This window comes from Calidifontibacter terrae (assembly GCF_054778835.1).
Window position 1 is genome coordinate 166352 of the sequence record NZ_BAAGZF010000007.1, and the last position, 14792, is coordinate 181143.

13 protein-coding genes and 1 tRNA gene are annotated in these 14792 nt (G+C 67.4%); 10 read left to right on the top strand and 4 right to left on the bottom strand.

The genetic code is table 11. The features are described 5' to 3' along the window. The 9 genes from pnuC to aroQ are packed head-to-tail and all read left to right on the top strand — an operon-like array spanning position 1 to position 9670. Entirely contained in the window at positions 1–600 is a 600-nt protein-coding gene (gene pnuC, locus ACYU98_RS12295) for a nicotinamide riboside transporter PnuC (protein ID WP_460468510.1), read from the top strand. Beyond that, the gene (locus ACYU98_RS12300; RefSeq protein WP_460468511.1) at positions 597–1622 is read left to right on the top strand and encodes an AAA family ATPase; all 1026 of its coding nucleotides are present in this window, start codon (positions 597–599) and stop codon (positions 1620–1622) included. The genes pnuC and ACYU98_RS12300 overlap by 4 nt, the downstream gene beginning before the upstream one ends. Positions 1623–1643: 21 nt before the next feature. Further along, complete coding sequence (locus ACYU98_RS12305; protein ID WP_460468512.1) at positions 1644–3221, top strand: MoxR family ATPase; 1578 nt, start codon at positions 1644–1646, stop codon at positions 3219–3221. Beyond that, a complete protein-coding gene (locus ACYU98_RS12310; RefSeq protein WP_460468513.1) occupies positions 3209–4150 on the top strand; it encodes a hypothetical protein in 942 nt (313 codons plus the stop codon). Before ACYU98_RS12305 ends, ACYU98_RS12310 begins: the two co-directional genes overlap by 13 nt. Further along, positions 4151–5848, top strand: coding sequence for a hypothetical protein (locus ACYU98_RS12315; RefSeq protein ID WP_460468514.1), 1698 nt, complete (start codon positions 4151–4153; stop codon positions 5846–5848). Then, positions 5845–6444, top strand: coding sequence for a hypothetical protein (locus ACYU98_RS12320; RefSeq protein ID WP_460468515.1), 600 nt, complete (start codon positions 5845–5847; stop codon positions 6442–6444). Before ACYU98_RS12315 ends, ACYU98_RS12320 begins: the two co-directional genes overlap by 4 nt. After that, entirely contained in the window at positions 6437–7843 is a 1407-nt protein-coding gene (locus ACYU98_RS12325) for an AMP-binding protein (protein ID WP_460468516.1), read from the top strand. Before ACYU98_RS12320 ends, ACYU98_RS12325 begins: the two co-directional genes overlap by 8 nt. Positions 7844–7900: 57 nt before the next feature. Next, positions 7901–9202 (top strand): MFS transporter, encoded by a 1302-nt coding sequence (locus ACYU98_RS12330; RefSeq protein WP_460468517.1) that lies wholly within the window; start codon positions 7901–7903, stop codon positions 9200–9202. A 27-nt stretch (positions 9203–9229) separates the two neighbouring features. Then, complete coding sequence (gene aroQ / locus ACYU98_RS12335) at positions 9230–9670, top strand: type II 3-dehydroquinate dehydratase (protein ID WP_460468518.1); 441 nt, start codon at positions 9230–9232, stop codon at positions 9668–9670. A gap of 110 nt (positions 9671–9780) precedes the next feature. On the opposite strand, the gene ACYU98_RS12340 is transcribed toward aroQ, so the two are convergent. From ACYU98_RS12340 to ACYU98_RS12355, 4 genes are all read right to left on the bottom strand, one after another. Next, the gene (locus tag ACYU98_RS12340; protein ID WP_460468519.1) at positions 9781–10518 is read right to left on the bottom strand and encodes a class I SAM-dependent DNA methyltransferase; all 738 of its coding nucleotides are present in this window, start codon (positions 10516–10518) and stop codon (positions 9781–9783) included. Between the two features lie 225 nt (positions 10519–10743). Beyond that, positions 10744–11925, bottom strand: a complete 1182-nt coding sequence (locus tag ACYU98_RS12345; protein ID WP_460468520.1) for an acetate/propionate family kinase — start codon at positions 11923–11925, stop codon at positions 10744–10746. Beyond that, positions 11922–13991, bottom strand: a complete 2070-nt coding sequence (gene pta / locus ACYU98_RS12350; RefSeq protein WP_460468521.1) for a phosphate acetyltransferase — start codon at positions 13989–13991, stop codon at positions 11922–11924. The genes ACYU98_RS12345 and pta overlap by 4 nt, the downstream gene beginning before the upstream one ends. A gap of 20 nt (positions 13992–14011) precedes the next feature. Then, positions 14012–14085, bottom strand: a tRNA-Gly gene (locus ACYU98_RS12355). An 83-nt stretch (positions 14086–14168) separates the two neighbouring features. Between ACYU98_RS12355 and dcd the strand changes: the two genes are divergently transcribed. Further along, a complete protein-coding gene (dcd, locus tag ACYU98_RS12360) occupies positions 14169–14744 on the top strand; it encodes a dCTP deaminase (protein ID WP_460468522.1) in 576 nt (191 codons plus the stop codon). Positions 14745–14792 lie beyond the last annotated feature (48 nt).

Genomic DNA, 14792 nt, shown 5'->3' on the forward strand with positions numbered 1-14792 from the left:
GTGGACTGGACCGAAGTGGCCGGCTTCGTCTCAGGTGCCCTCTGCGTGTGGCTGGTCGTCCGCCGCAATATCTGGAACTTCCCCGTCGGCATCGCCAATAACCTCCTGTTCCTCGTCCTTTTCCTGGGTTCGGGGCTTTATGCCGATTCGGCGCTGCAGGTCATCTATCTCCTGCTCGGCGCGCTCGGCTGGTTCTGGTGGCTGCGCGGCGGTCCCGACCGAGGACCGCTCGTGGTGCATGCGACCCCGCGCTGGGCGTGGCCGGCTTTGATCGCCTTGACAGGTGTCGGCACCGTGATTCTCTGGCTGCTGCTGACCCGCAACACCGACTCCACCGTTCCGGTCTGGGACGCGCTCACCACGTCGTTGAGCCTGGTCGCTCAACTGATGCTGAACCGCAAGTGGATTGGAAACTGGCTGCTGTGGATCCTCGCCGACCTGATCTACGTTCCGCTCTACCTTCACAAGGGCCTGACGCTGACCGCGGTTTTGTACGTCGGGTTCCTCGGCCTCTGCGTGACGGGGCTGCTGCAGTGGCGCCGGCTGGCCGCGCCGCGCCGTCCTGCTGCCGATCGCGCAGCCGTCGAGCTGAACGCATGACCGATCGACGGTTCGCGCACGGCCTGGTGCTCGGCAAGTTCTACCCGCTGCACGCCGGGCATCAAGCGCTGATCCGGCAGGCGGCGGCCGCCTGCGATCGGGTGACCGTTCAGGTGCTCGCCTCGCAGGTCGAGTCGATCCCGTTGGCGGAGCGGGTCGACTGGATCCGAGCCGAACATCCCACGGTGACCGTGGTCGGCGGATACGACGAGGCCGAGGTTGATTTCGAGTCGCCAGCGGCGTGGGACGAACACATGGTCCCGATCGAGAACTTGCTGGACGGGCCGGTCGACGCGGTCTTCACCAGCGATGACTATGGCGCGGAGTTGGCCTGCCGGCTGTCGGCAAGCTGGGTGCAGTGCGACCCGGGACGAGTGGCGACCCCGGTCTCAGGAACCGCCGTACGCGCGAATGTCGCCGCGCACTGGTGGGCGCTCGCGGCCCCCGCCCGCGCGTGGTTCGTCCGACGGGTCGTCGTCGTTGGTGCGGAGTCCACCGGCACCACGACGCTGGCTCGGGCGCTGGCCGAGCAATACCGTACGAAGTGGGTGGCCGAGTTCGGCCGAGAGTGGAGCGAAATCCGACCGGGTGGGCCCGAAGCCACCTGGCACACAGCCGAATTCGATCTGGTTGCGCGTGAGCAGGGAGCCCGGGAAGACTGCGCGGCGGCCCTGGCGCCCCGTCCGCTGCTGATCTGCGACACCGACCCGCTCGCCACCACCATCTGGCACGAGCGCTACGTCGGAGGTCGGTCGGACACGGTCCAGAACTACGTGGCGCAGCGTCGTCCCCCAGCGCTCTACCTGCTGACCGGCGACGAGATCCCGTTCGTCCAAGACGGGCTGCGCGACGGCGAGCATCTCCGGTCGTGGATGCACGGTCGATTCCGGGAGGTGTTGGCCGCTCAAGACGCGCCGTGGCGCGAGCTGCGTGGGACTCACGCCGACCGACTGGCGGCCGCCACCGAGGCCATCGATGCGTTGCTGGCGACCGGCTGGGAGTTGGCGGACCCGCTGGGCTGAGTGCGTGGCAGAATCGCCGAGGTGCGACGTGAACCGGAGTCCGTGGGCCATGTGTCGAATGCGCCGACCCGCCCCGGAACGGCGCCTCGGCAGGAACCGGGCCTCGACCTGAACGACCTCTACGGCACGGTCGCCGAGGATCCCGCGACCGGTCCGGCGTTGGATGAGAAGTTGCGCCAGGCCTACTTTTGGATCACCAACCACGCGATCATCAGCCCGCATTACGACGTCGAGTTCGAAGATGGCCCGAGTCGCCGATTCTCCTTCGGTGACGCCCGAGCCGAACTGGTGTTGCCCAGTGGGCAGTCCTATTCCAGTTACGTCCTGATGCCGCTGCTGACCTTCATGGTGCGCGGCCGCTGCCTCATGGTCGGTGGCCCCGGGCGTGGGAAGACCGCCAGTGCCCTGCTGATGGGGGTGCTGGCCGGATATTCGCCGCGCGAGATGCGCCGGGCGATGCAGCACGGCCACCCGCAGCTGACCGTCAGTGACATGTTCGGCACCCCGCTGCCGCGCGACCTGGTGCAGGCCGACTCCCTTTCCGACGTCGAGGTCGCCTGGCGCGCTTGGCTCGGGATGCGGGTGAAGATCGTCGACGAATACAACCGCATCCCCACTCGAACCCAATCGGCGCTGCTCACGGTGCTCGCCGACGGCTATGTCGAGAGCTTCGACCAGGTCTACGAGACCGGCCGCAGCGCGTGGTATCTCACTGCGAATGATGACGCGGGCGGCGGCACCTACCAAGTCATCGATGCGCTGCGCGACCGGATCGACGTCGTTGTTCCGGCGCTGCCGTTCAACAACCGGTTTCTGTCAACGCTGGTGACTCGCGCCGAGCGCGGCATCCGCCCCGAGGAAGCCGTCCCGCAGTCGATCGTGTTCAGCGAGGCGGAGCATGACCGGCTGCACAACGCCGTCCTCGACGTCCCGATCCCACGAGACGTGCTGCGGCGACTGGAGTTCTTCGCCGGGCAACTGGAGTTCCTGGAGCGAGGTGGCCGGCAGTTCGAATACCGCACCAAGGACACCGCTCGACTCGCCGGCGTCGACCCGCACCTCGTTCAGCAGTGGGACACCGGACGGGATGCCCTGAGCGACATAGGAACTCAGACGACGGCGGGGTTGTCGGTTCGGTCGCTGCAATCGCTGATTTCCTACAGCAAGGCCATGGCTTACTTCCGTGGGGACAGCGAGGTCCGGCTCGATCACCTGCGGGCGGTGCTGCCCTACGTGCTGTTCCAGAAGTTGCCGATGGACGCGGAGTCGCCGGTGTTCGACGCCGATAGCGCCGAGGAACTGCGGCTGGACCGGGTCTCCTGGCTGCGTTCGATGCTCGACACGACCTGCCGTCAGTTCGATGCGCTGGGCCTGGCCCAGGACGACCCGGTTGGTGCCGAGCTGGCGGCCTTCGAACGGGGCCTCGACGGCACTGCCGAGGCGGAGGTGCGGGCGCGCACTCACCGCATCGAACAATTGCTGGAGCAGATGTCGAGCCAACACAAGCTCTACGGCCACCTCTACGACGACGCGCTGACGCTCAAATACCTGCACCAGCGCTACAGCAACTACCTGGCCTGGCTGCGATGGTCGGGCTGAGCGAGCAACAGCCGCTGGCGAGTCGCTCTGCGCCGGAATGGGCAGCCGCGGTGCGCCGCAACGCGGTCACGATCGAGGCGGCCCTGGCGGGTGCGCGGGCCAGCGGCGCCGACGACGCCGCGTTGGGTGCGGCGTTGCGCGAGGTCGGACCGGCCTTCGATGCGTACATCGGGCGCCATCACCTCGACGCGGATCGCTGGGCGGTCGCGATGGCCTCGTTGGTCGGACGACTCCTGGCCGACGGACAGTTGCGCCAGGGGTCGCCGCGCCGCTGGGTTCTCACCACCTTGCTGCCGACCCTTGGTGGCGATTTGAGCCGTACGACACCGCAGTTGCTGGCCGATCTCACCACTGCCGCCGGCCGTCTGGCCGGGATGGCGAACCTCGATCTGTGGGGAGCCCGCCTCGCGGCCGCGACAGATGCGGCCGGGAGCTTGACGGATGAGGGCGTTCGTGAACTCGGCCTGCTGGCCGCCTGGCGCGCCGGGCAGGTCCGGCTGCGGGACGAGGCGCTGCGTCTCGCAGAGCAGAAACCGGCCGCCGTTCTCGACGCCGTGCTCGGCACCCCACAGGCGCGAGAAGCTTTGCGGGTGAACGCTGTTCACCCGCTGGAGTGGCCCAGCGGGGCGCCTTGGCCGCGCTCGGTTGGCGGTTTCACCGGCTTCGGTGGCCCCTGGCGCCAGCTGCCGGTGGTCGTCGGAGGCGACGGACATCGGTGGTCGGTCCGGTCCGGTGCGCAGTGGTGGATGGTGCTGACGGACGCGTTCGGCGCCGCGATCATCCCGGACAATTCGAGCGCGCCGCCCACGGCTGAAGTGGGTGAAGTGGGTGAAGCCAGCGAGGACGTCACCGGTTCGGTGATCGCCGCCGGAGCGATCCTTGCTAGCAGCCGTTCCTCATATTCCCTCCGGTTGTTTTCGGTTGGCTGAGTGAACCTGTCGGACAACGACCTTCGCGCTCGCTGGCAGCAAGCGTGGCCGGCGGCATTGGCCTGCTGGGGTGGAATGCTGCGGCTGAGCGAACCGGTCCTGCTCCTCGACGAACCGTCGACCACCGTTCCCGAGCTGGCGTGGTTCTCCATCGATGAGGTTCGGGCGACGGTCAACCTCCGCAAGGCGATCGAGCTGGGTATCGCCGATCAGCCATTGCCGGTGCTCGCGCACGAGATCGGTCACCACGTGCTCGCGCCGACAGATCTGACCGGCCTGGCCCGCATGGTGCAGCGCTGCCGGCGCGGTCTGGTTGATCGGGATGATCGAGCGGCCGAGATGGCCAATCTCTGGTCCGATCTGCTGATCAACGACCGCCTGACGCGGCAACACCACCTCGACATGGCCGGCCCCTACCGCGCCGCGGCGGCTGCGGTGGTCGAGTCGGGTCGCCCCGGCGTGGACTACTTCGAGGTGTTCCTGCGGACCTTCGAAATCCTCTGGCAGCTTCCAGCACAGTCGCTCACAACCGCCCAGGTCACCGCGCAGAAAGACCTGGATGCGCAGGTCCTGGCCCGACACGCGCGAGTGTTTGCGCGCGACCCGATCGAGGGGGCCGGCGGTTTTGCCGCGCTGATGCGCCGCTGGCTGCCCGAGGGAGAGGAACGGATCGCGGTCTGCGCGATCGAAAACAGCGGCGGAACAGCGCCGGAGATCGACGACGCCGATGCTGGCGGGGTACCGCTACATCCGGCGCTCGACCCGCGAGTCAATCCCGAGGCGCCCCCGCTTGCAAAGGACGACGGTGACGACGACGTTCCCGCGGCGGGTGGGCAGAGGTTCGGGCCATCCGATCTCTCGGCGCTCTACGCCGCGATGCATGTTGAGCGTGACGCGGCGTACGACTGGTATCTCCGTCGGGCCAGCCGCCACCTCGTTCCCTTCCCCCGTGACGAGCAGACGCCGAAGACCGAGCCGGAGATGCAGGGGCTGGAGGAATGGGGCATCGGCGAGGAGCTGTCCGAAATCGACTGGACGGCAACGGCCTTGGGTTCACCGACCGTGGTCCCGGGTATGACCACCCGGCGCCGCGTGATCATCCGTGACGCGGGGGTCGAGGCAGACCAGCGACCGGTGGACCTCGATCTCTACATCGATTCCTCCCAATCCATGCCGCATCCGCGGTGGCTGATGTCGCCGGCTGTGCTCGCCGGAACCGTTCTGGTGCTGTCGGCACTTCGGGTGGGTGCCCGCGTCCGGGTGACGAGTTGGGCGGGGCCGGGACAGGTCTCTTCCACGGTCGAGTTCACCCGGGACCGTGAGCTGGCCGTCGGGGAACTGCTGCGCTATCACGGGGGAGGCACCTCGTTCCCGCTTGCGCAGATGGCGCAGGCTTACGACCAGCGCAGCAACGGGACGACGACCGGCCGACGGCGCTGCCACATCGCCGTGATCTCCGACGACGGGGTGTCCTCGATGTTCGGCAAGGGTCAACCGGACTATCTGCAGGGAGTCGCGCAGGCGGCGCTCACCCTCGCTGGCGGAGGAGGCACCCTGGTGCTCATGGTCCCGGACAGTCTCCTGGATGAGGCCCGCGCGATAGCCGGTGACTACACGGTTCTCGGCGTTGGGTCCGGTGACATGATCGAGTTCGCGCGAGCATTCACACAGCGACACTGGGGAAGCAGGCAACGATGACCGATGCGTTCACGGGACCTCTGGCGGCCTCGCGCGAGGGTTCTGGTCTGCAGCCATTGATCAGTCGTTTGCTCAACACGCCGCCGGACTTCATGGCGCCGGATGTTGCCACCGTCGCCGTCGTCAGTGACGCTTTGGACCTGATCGGGGCGCCCGGCCTGCCCGATACCGGTTTGCTGGTGACGACTTTTGACGATTGGCCACTGCCCACCCGGTTGGCTGCCCAGGTCGGTGCATGGCTGTTGACACTGCCCGACTTGGCTGCGGCCCTGCGGGATACCCATGACCGGGCGAGTATCACCGCGGCGTTGGGGGCATTCACGACTCTGGTCGATGCGGTGCCTCTGCAGTCCTGGTTCGGCCAGGACCAGGAAAGGCACGAAGAGGTGGCCCGAGCGCTCCTGCGGGTGCTCGGGATGCGACCGCTGGGGGAGACCCCGGAGGTCGCCGAGGACCGCTGGCTGGCCGTGGGTAGTGCGGCCCGCAAGGTTGCGCTGCAGGCGGCGGCGCGGGAGCAGGTTCGCGCGCAGGAGTTGGCCCGGCGGCTTGCCGATCAACGGGCCAAGGAAGCGGCGGCGCAATACACCCATGTCTGATTTTGTCGGCGCGGCGCGCGCTCTTCCCGGCTACGAGCCGCTCGGATCGGCCGTACGAACCGACGCCGAACGGTGGCCCTCGATGTCCGAGCGTGGCCTGCAGCGGGTCGTGGCGCTGCGCGCCCACCCGCAGGCGCCGCGTTGGACCCATGAGTGTGGCGATCTGCTCACCGCCGACGACCACGTCGAGCTGGCGCGGTGGGCGGCAGAACTCGAGGAGACGACGGTCGCGGCTGGGGCACCGCCGCCGTACGTCGTCGGGCAGCTCGATCGGCTGCTGTCTCTGGTGCCCTTCTATCGCCGGCTCGGCGCCCGCGCCTGGAGCGACCTCCCGACGATCACCCGAGCCGACCTGGCCCGTTCGGTGGCCGATTTTGTGCCCACGGACGCGGACCTGTCGCGCGTGGTCCAGGGCACCAGTTCGGGCAGCACAGGCTCCGCGCTGGTCATCCCGTGGCACCCGCTCGACATCAGCAAAGACCTGCCGCTGTTGGAGCATCTCCTGGGATGGGCGGGTGTTGCGTGGCCGCGCGATGAGCAACGGGTCGGGTTGCTGAGCGTGGTCAACCAGGAGCAGGCCTTCACCTATGCGTCCGCGATGACCTGGCGTGATGAGCAGTTGATGGGGCGGGTCAACCTGCATGCCGGTGCGTGGTCCGCTCCAGGCGACCGGGAACGTTTTCTCGAGGAGGCGGTCGCGCAGGTGGTCTCCGGGTCGGCGCTCACCCTGCTCGACTACGCCGATCTCGAGCTCTCGACGCGGCCGCTGGCGATGGTCTCCGGCGCCGTCGACCTGAGCGTTGCAGCTCGCGAGCATCTCGAACAGTCTTACGGTGCAACGGTTCTCAATCTCTACGGACTGCGGGAAACGGGACCGGTCGCAGTCGAGGTCGGAGCGGCGGCCGCGGCGACTGGGCGGCCAACCGAGGGTCATCTGCTGGTGCCGCGACGTCTGCACGTCGAGGTCGTCGACGAGCAGGGGCAATCGCTGCCCGATGGTGTCCGCGGCGAGGTCGTGGTGACCAGCCTGGAGAACCCCTACCTCCCGCTACTGCGTTATCGCACCGGTGATCGCGCGGCGCTGGTCGGTTGTGGATCGCGGCGGCGGTTGCTCGGTCTTGAGGGCCGCGCCGCCGTGACGTTCGTACGAGGTGATGGGACGTCGCAGCAGTCGGTCGAGCTCACTCAGCGACTGCAACAGCACGGCGTTCGAGCCTGGACCGTTCGCCAGGAAGTCGACGGTTCGGTGATCGCACGATGCGTCGGTGGCGATCACGCCGGGTTGAAGGACGCGCTCGAAACCCTGCTCGATCGTCCGGTCGAGGTGCACGCCGTCCCCAGCGCGGGGGCGCTCGGCCCGGGGAAGCCGCAGCGGTTCGAGTCGGCGCTGCGTCGCTGAACGGGTTCGCCCGAAACTGATTGGCGCCCAAGTGCCCCTGGCCGGGAAGATCTGGGGGTGAACGGACATACAAGCCTCGGCGCTTTCTGGCGCGCCCTCCCGCGTGAGGGCAAGTGGTTGCTCTCGACGACGGCCATCCAACTTCTGGGTCGCGGCCTGACGCTCCCGTTCACGATCATCTACCTGCACGAAATTCGCGGCATCAGCCTTGACCTGGCCGGAACGTTGATGGCGTGGATCGCCGTGGTCGGGGTGTTGGTGACGGGTCCGGGTGGTTCGGCGACGGACAAGTACGGCGCCCGCGCGGTGTCGGTGTTCGGCGCCGCCTGCAACCTGGCCGGCGTCATGATGCTGGCCTTCGTCGGATCGGTTCCGCTGCTGTTCGTGGCGATGTCACTGATCGGGGTCTCCGGCATCTGTTGGCCGGCCTTCAACTCACTCATCGCTTCGATCGTCGACGGGCCAGCACGGCAGACGTACTTCGGCATCAGTTTCGCCCTGGTCAACCTGGGAATCGGGCTGGGTGGGGTGATCTCGGGGGCCTTCGTCGACGTGCATCGCCCGTCGACGTTCACCACGATCTATGTGATCGACGCGTGTTCCATGTTGGTCCCGATCGGCTTGCTGCTCGGCCCGCTGCGCCACGTTCGTACGCAGGTCGAGCCGCCGGCCGATGACACCGGATCGGGGGCGTCCTACCTCGCGATCGCGCGCAAGCCCGCCGTTCGCTGGCTGTTGCTGCTGACTTTCTTGGGCACCTTCGTCGGCTACGGCCAGATGGAGGCGGGCTTCACCGCCTTCGCGCGGGAGGTCGGGGAGGTGTCGACCCGGACCATCGGGTGGGCATTCGCCGCGAATACGGCGGTCATCGTCGGTGCTCAGATGCTGGTGTTGAAGCGGATCACCGGACACCGCCGTACGCGGGTCCTGGTCGTGATGTCCGTCATCTGGGCGGGTGCCTGGCTGCTGCTCGGATCGGTGGGGATCTGGCCGGCGGGCGCGTATGCGGCCGCGGCCGTCATGGGCTATCACGCGATCTTCGGCTTCGGCGAGACGCTGCTGCAGCCGACCATCCCGGCGATCACCAACGACCTTGCGCCCGATCACCTGCGCGGTCGCTACAACGCCCTCTCATCGGGGGCGTTCCAAGGCGGTGCCGTGGCCGGACCGATCGCGGCCGGCTTCCTGCTGCGCCACCAGCTGAATCTGCCTTTCATCGCGATGCTCGTTGTCGGGTGTGCGGGGATGGCGGCGCTGGCCCTTGCGCTGGAACGCCTCATCGATCCCAAGGTGAACGGGGTCGGCGCTGCGGAAGTCCCCCCGGTGCCGGCATCGCCCGTGCCTGCCGAGTCCGTCTGACTGCCCCCTTTGCCTAGGCTGCTGGTTATGAGCGACGTCCTGCTGGTGTTGAACGGGCCCAACCTCAACCTGCTCGGGGTGCGCGATCCGGAGCAATACGGCAGCACCACGCTGGCCGATATCGAGCGAGCCGTTCGCGCGCGCGCCACCGGCCACGGGCTCGATGTCGACTTCCGGCAGAGCAACCACGAGGGTGAACTCGTTGACTGGATCCAGCAGGCGCGCGGATCGGTCGCAGCGGTCATCATCAACCCGGGCGCCTACTCGCACACCTCGGTGGCGATCCGCGACGCGCTCGAGGTGCTCAGCTGCCCGATCGTCGAGGTGCACCTGTCGAACATCCATGCGCGAGAGGCGTTCCGACACCACTCGTACGTCTCCGCGCTGGCCACCGGTGTGATCGTCGGCCTCGGCGCCCAGGGTTACGAGCTGGCCGTCGAGGCGGTCGCGGCCCGGCTGAAGGTGTAGCGGCGAGCCAAGTTCTACGCGGTGATCCCGCCGGCCCCGCTGGCTGGGAGTCGCCGGTTTGTCCGTCACTTCGCTGCGGTGACCACAGCGGAATGGCGGACAACCGTGCGTTACATCGGCTTGCGCCAGACCGAGACGTGATTCTCGCTGTCGCCGGTGAAGGGGAAGCCGTGCCAGTCGGCATGGCGCGATTCGAACTCGAGGCCGGCGAGCTGGGCCATCAGGTCGCATTCGCTCGGCCAGAGGTAGCGGAAGTTGCTGGTGCCATAACGGAAGCTGCCATCGGACGTACGGCTGTAGTGGTGGGAGGTGCCCCGCTGCGTCGCCGGGTCGTAGGTGTCCAAACCGGTGTGATCGTCGCTGACGTGGAAGGGCACGGCAGCCTGGCCGGGCGGGAAGCGCCGAATCCCGGGAATCCACAGCTCGATCAGGAACCGTCCGCCGGGGCGCAAGTGGCGCGCCGCATTGCGGAAACACGCGACCTGCTCCTCCTGGGTGCGCAGGTTGGCGATGGTGTTGAACACCAAGAACACCAGCGAATAGGTTCCGACCCCGGGCGCGGTGGCGCTTGCCATGTCGCCCACCACCACCGGGAGCTGCGGTCGTTTGGCGTGGAGGGCATCGGTCATCGGCTGCGACAGTTCGATGCCGTCGATCTTGATCCCGTTGTCTGCCAACGGGATGGTCACGCGGCCGGTACCCGATGCCAGTTCCAACACCGGCCCACCGGCCGCCAGTTCAGTGAGCCGATCGATCACCGGGTCAAGCACCTGCGGGGTGAACATCTCGGCGGACGACTCGTCGTAGCGCTCGGCTGCGGCCGCGTCCCAATAGTCACTGCTCGTCATGGCGTCCAGCCTGCCCGGTGAGCTCGCCTGCGGGCCACCGAGTTTCGCGCGAAAGTGGTCGCTATAGCGACCGAAATCCTTTACTACGGGTGTAGGGGTGGGTCAGCCGGCGAGGGCGGGGTGCGGGCCGTGGACGGGCGCTCCTCGAGCCCCGTACGGCGGTCGAGCCGCCAGGGATCACCCCGAACGCCGCGGACAACACGACCTGACAGGTCACAAGGGGGATCAGCCCAGGATCGCGACCGCATGACGGGCGATCGCCCACTCTTCATTCGTCGGAACGACCAACACCTGCGTACGGGCGGTCGACGCGCTGATCCGGCGCGCCGACGTCCCGCGCAGGGCGTTGGCGTCGTCATCGAGGTCGGTGCCGAGCAAGCCACGCAGGCACCGCGCGACAGCCTCGCGGACGGGTGCGGAGTTTTCGCCCACCCCGGCTGTGAAGACGATCGCGTCGACGGTGCCAAGGTGAGCGGCATAAGACCCGATGTAGCCGACCAGTCGGTGAATGTAGACGTCGAACGCGAGCGAGGCATCGGCGTCGCCCTCCTCGACCTTGGCGATGAGGTCGCGCATGTCGCTCGTGCCGGCCAGTCCAAGCAGCCCAGACTTCTTGTTCAGCAGAGTGTCGATCTCATCGACAGAAAGCCCGGCCACCCGGTGCAGATGGAGCACGATCCCCGGGTCGAGGTCGCCGCTGCGGGTTCCCATCACCAGTCCCTCGAGCGGGGTCATACCCATCGACGTGGCGATCGGGCGACCCGCATGGACGGCTGAAACGGACGCGCCGTTGCCGAGGTGCAGCACGATCAGTCGGGCATCGGTCTTGCCCAGGAAGTCGGTGGCGGCGCCGGAAACGAACTCGTGGGAGGTGCCATGGAAGCCGTAGCGCCGGATGGCGTGATCGGTGGCAACCTGCGCATCGATCGCGTACGTCGCGGCTTCTGGGGGCAGGTCGGCAAAGAACGCGGTGTCGAAGACCGCGACCTGCGGGGTGTCCGGAAAAGCCGCGAGGGCAGCCCGAAGTCCTTGCAGCGCAGGTGGATTGTGCAGCGGTGCCAAGACGCTCACCCGCTCGACCTCGGCCAGCAGGCGGTCATCAACCCGGGTTGGCTGAGTCAGCGCCCGACCGCCGTGGACGACGCGGTGGCCGACGGCCTGCAGGTCGATCTGTGCTAGATCGAGTCCGGAATCGGCGCAGGCCTGCTGCATCAGCCGTACGGCCGCAGCATGGTCGGGGACCGGCTGCGTGAGGTGGATTTCCTGAGCGCCGGCGGTGTGGCTGATACTCGCCCCGTCGAGGCCGATCCGCTCCACCAGGCCGCGGCAGAGCGCGTCGCCGGAGGCGGGGTCAACGAGCTGGTATTTGAGCGACGACGAGCCGGCATTGACGACCAGAACAGTCATGAGTTCCCCTGTGCCTGAACGGCGGTGATGACGATGGTGTTGATGATGTCCTCGACCAATGCGCCGCGCGAGAGGTCGTTGACCGGCTTGTTGAGCCCTTGCAGGACCGGGCCGATCGCCACGGCGCCAGCCGAGCGCTGCACCGCTTTGTAGGTGTTGTTACCGGTGTTGAGGTCGGGGAAGATCAGGACCGTCGCCTGCCCGGCGACGGGGGAGTCCGGCATCTTCGACTTCGCGACGGACGGCTCGACCGCTGCGTCGTACTGAATCGGACCCTCGACCAGCAGATCGGGCTGCTGGACGCGTACGAGTTCGGTTGCCGCTCGCACCTTGTCGACATCGGCGCCCGCGCCGGAGGTGCCGGTGGAATACGACAGCATCGCCACCCGCGGCGTGATCCCGAAGCGTTGGGCGGTCAATGCCGACGACATAGCGATGTCGGCGAGTTCTTCGGCCGTCGGGTCGGGGTTGACCGCGCAGTCGCCATAAACCAAGACCTCGTCGGCCAGGCACATCAAGAAGACCGACGAGACGACCTTCACGCCCGGCTGGGTCTTGATGATTTCGAAGGACGGCTTGATCGTGTGGGCAGTCGTGTGGGCCGCGCCGGAAACCATCCCGTCGGCCAATCCGAGGTGGACCATCAGGGTGCCGAAGTAGGAAACATCGACCACCACATCGCGCGCCTTCTCGACCGTCATGCCCTTGTGTTTGCGCAGCTCGGCGTAGACCTTCGAGAACTTCTCGACGTGGTCGGGGTCCTCCGGCGACAGCAGGGTTGCCGCGGAGACGTCGGCGCCGACCGAGGAAGCGACCGCCTGGATTTCCTTCGCGTCGCCAAGGATCGTCAGGTCGGCCACCCCGCGGCGCAGCACCGCATCGGCGGCCTGCAGGATTCGCGGGTCGTTGCCCTCCGGGAGGACGATGTGACGCCGGTTCGCGCGGGCTCGTTCGAGCAGGCGGTGACCGAACATCATCGGGGTGACGACCGGTGACTCGCGCAGGTCGATGACCTTCAGCAGGCCGTCGTGGTCGATGTGGTCGGCGAACGTCCGCAGCGATGTCTGCACCTTCGTACGCGCATTCGGCCCCAGCCCGCCGCGCACCTGCGCGAGTCGATAGGTCGTGTCGAAGGTGTCGCGCTCGGTGACGATGATCGGCAGGTCGAGCCCGGCGCCGTCGATCAGCCGGCTGATCGATTCCGGGGGTTCGTAGCCGCCGGTCAACACAATCGAACTCAGCGCCGGGAAGGTGCCGGACTGGTGAGCAAGCACCAGCCCGGGAAGGATGTCGTAGCGGTCGCCGGGAGCGATGACGGTGGCGCCGTCGACCAACCGGGTGAGCACGTTCGGCATCGCCATGGCAGCCACCACGAAGCCGTGCACCTCCCGGCCAAGCCAGCTCGGATCACCATGCAGTACAACGCCGTTGCACGCCGCGACCAGATCGTGAACGGTCGGGGAACGCAGCAGTGGAACCTCGGGCAGCACCCCGAGCAGCGGCAGGTCGTACGTCTCCCGAATCGCCTTCGCGATGTCGGCCAGCAGGGTGGGGTCAGCCCGGTTCACGACCAGGGCTGCCGGCTGGGCGTGGTGAGTCTGCAGTTCGGTCAGGGCCATGCCGACCGCTGTGCGCACCTGCTCGGTCGTGCGGGAGGTGCCAGGCACGACGAGCAACACCGGAACGCCGAGGTTGGCCGCGACCTCGGCGTTGAACGCGGCCTCGCGGCCGGTCGTGATGTCGGTGAAGTCCGAACCGAGAACCAGCACGACGTCGTGGGCCGCGGCCAGGGCGTGATAGCGGTCAACGATCCGAGAGAGCGCGTCTTCTTCGCCGTCGTGGGTGTCGTCGTAGGCCACCCCGATCGCCGACTCGTAGTCCTGATCGGCGCCGGCCTGAGCGAGCATGAGCTCGACGATCGGATCCCGCCGATCGCGCGTGGCGGTGACGGGTCGGAAGACCCCCACCGAGCCGGTTTGGGCGACCAGGGCCTGCAGCAACCCGAGGGCAACGGTGGATTTTCCGGTCTGGCCCTCGGCCGAGGCAACAAGCACACCGCGTGTCATGGGCACAAACTACGGGAAGCTGGAGCGGGCGACGAGAATCGAACTCGCATATTCAGCTTGGGAAGCTGATGTTCTACCACTGAACTACGCCCGCAGACGCGCTGACCTGCCACGCGCTCCCGGGATTCTAACGGGTTCGCTGAGCATCTCTGGAACCGGTGCGGCTACCGTTGGCCCGTGCTGCTCTCCGACCGCGACATCAAGGCCCAGATCGACGCCGGGCGGGTTCGACTCGACCCCTACGACCCGGCGATGGTCCAACCGTCCAGCATCGACATCCGGATGGACAAGTTCTTCCGGCTGTTCGACAACCACAAATACCCGTACATCGATCCGGCCGAGGAGCAGGACGAGCTGACCCGGTTGGTCGAGGTCGGCGCGGGCGACGCGTTCGTGTTGCATCCTGGGGAGTTCGTCCTGGGGTCCACCTACGAGACCGTCACGCTGCCCGATGACGTCGCGGCGCGGGTGGAGGGCAAGTCGAGTCTTGGCAGGCTCGGTCTGCTGACCCATGCGACGGCCGGCTTCGTCGACCCGGGCTTCAATGGCCACGTCACCCTCGAACTGTCGAACGTCGCCACCTTGCCGATCAAGCTGTGGCCGGGCATGAAGATCGGTCAGCTGTGCTTCTTCCAGCTGTCGAGCCCGAGCGAGAATCCCTACGGCAGTGCGTCGTACGGCTCGCACTATCAAGGGCAGCGCGGCCCAACCGCGAGCCGATCGCATCAGAATTTCGTCCGGACGGACGTCTGAGTGGACTGGGGGCGCCCGCTCTCATTCGTCGCGGGAATGCGTTGTCGC

Excerpts from the sequence above, each read along its gene's own strand:
- ACYU98_RS12310 (WP_460468513.1), top strand. The coding sequence starts at position 3,209 with ATGGTCGGGCTGAGCGAGCAACAGCCGCTGGCGAGTCGCTCTGCGCCG.
- ACYU98_RS12340 (WP_460468519.1), bottom strand. The coding sequence starts at position 10,518 with ATGACGAGCAGTGACTATTGGGACGCGGCCGCAGCCGAGCGCTACGAC.
- aroQ (WP_460468518.1), top strand. The coding sequence starts at position 9,230 with ATGAGCGACGTCCTGCTGGTGTTGAACGGGCCCAACCTCAACCTGCTC.
- ACYU98_RS12320 (WP_460468515.1), top strand. The coding sequence starts at position 5,845 with ATGACCGATGCGTTCACGGGACCTCTGGCGGCCTCGCGCGAGGGTTCT.
- ACYU98_RS12345 (WP_460468520.1), bottom strand. The coding sequence starts at position 11,925 with ATGACTGTTCTGGTCGTCAATGCCGGCTCGTCGTCGCTCAAATACCAG.
- pta (WP_460468521.1), bottom strand. The coding sequence starts at position 13,991 with ATGACACGCGGTGTGCTTGTTGCCTCGGCCGAGGGCCAGACCGGAAAA.
- ACYU98_RS12300 (WP_460468511.1), top strand. The coding sequence starts at position 597 with ATGACCGATCGACGGTTCGCGCACGGCCTGGTGCTCGGCAAGTTCTAC.
- ACYU98_RS12325 (WP_460468516.1), top strand. The coding sequence starts at position 6,437 with ATGTCTGATTTTGTCGGCGCGGCGCGCGCTCTTCCCGGCTACGAGCCG.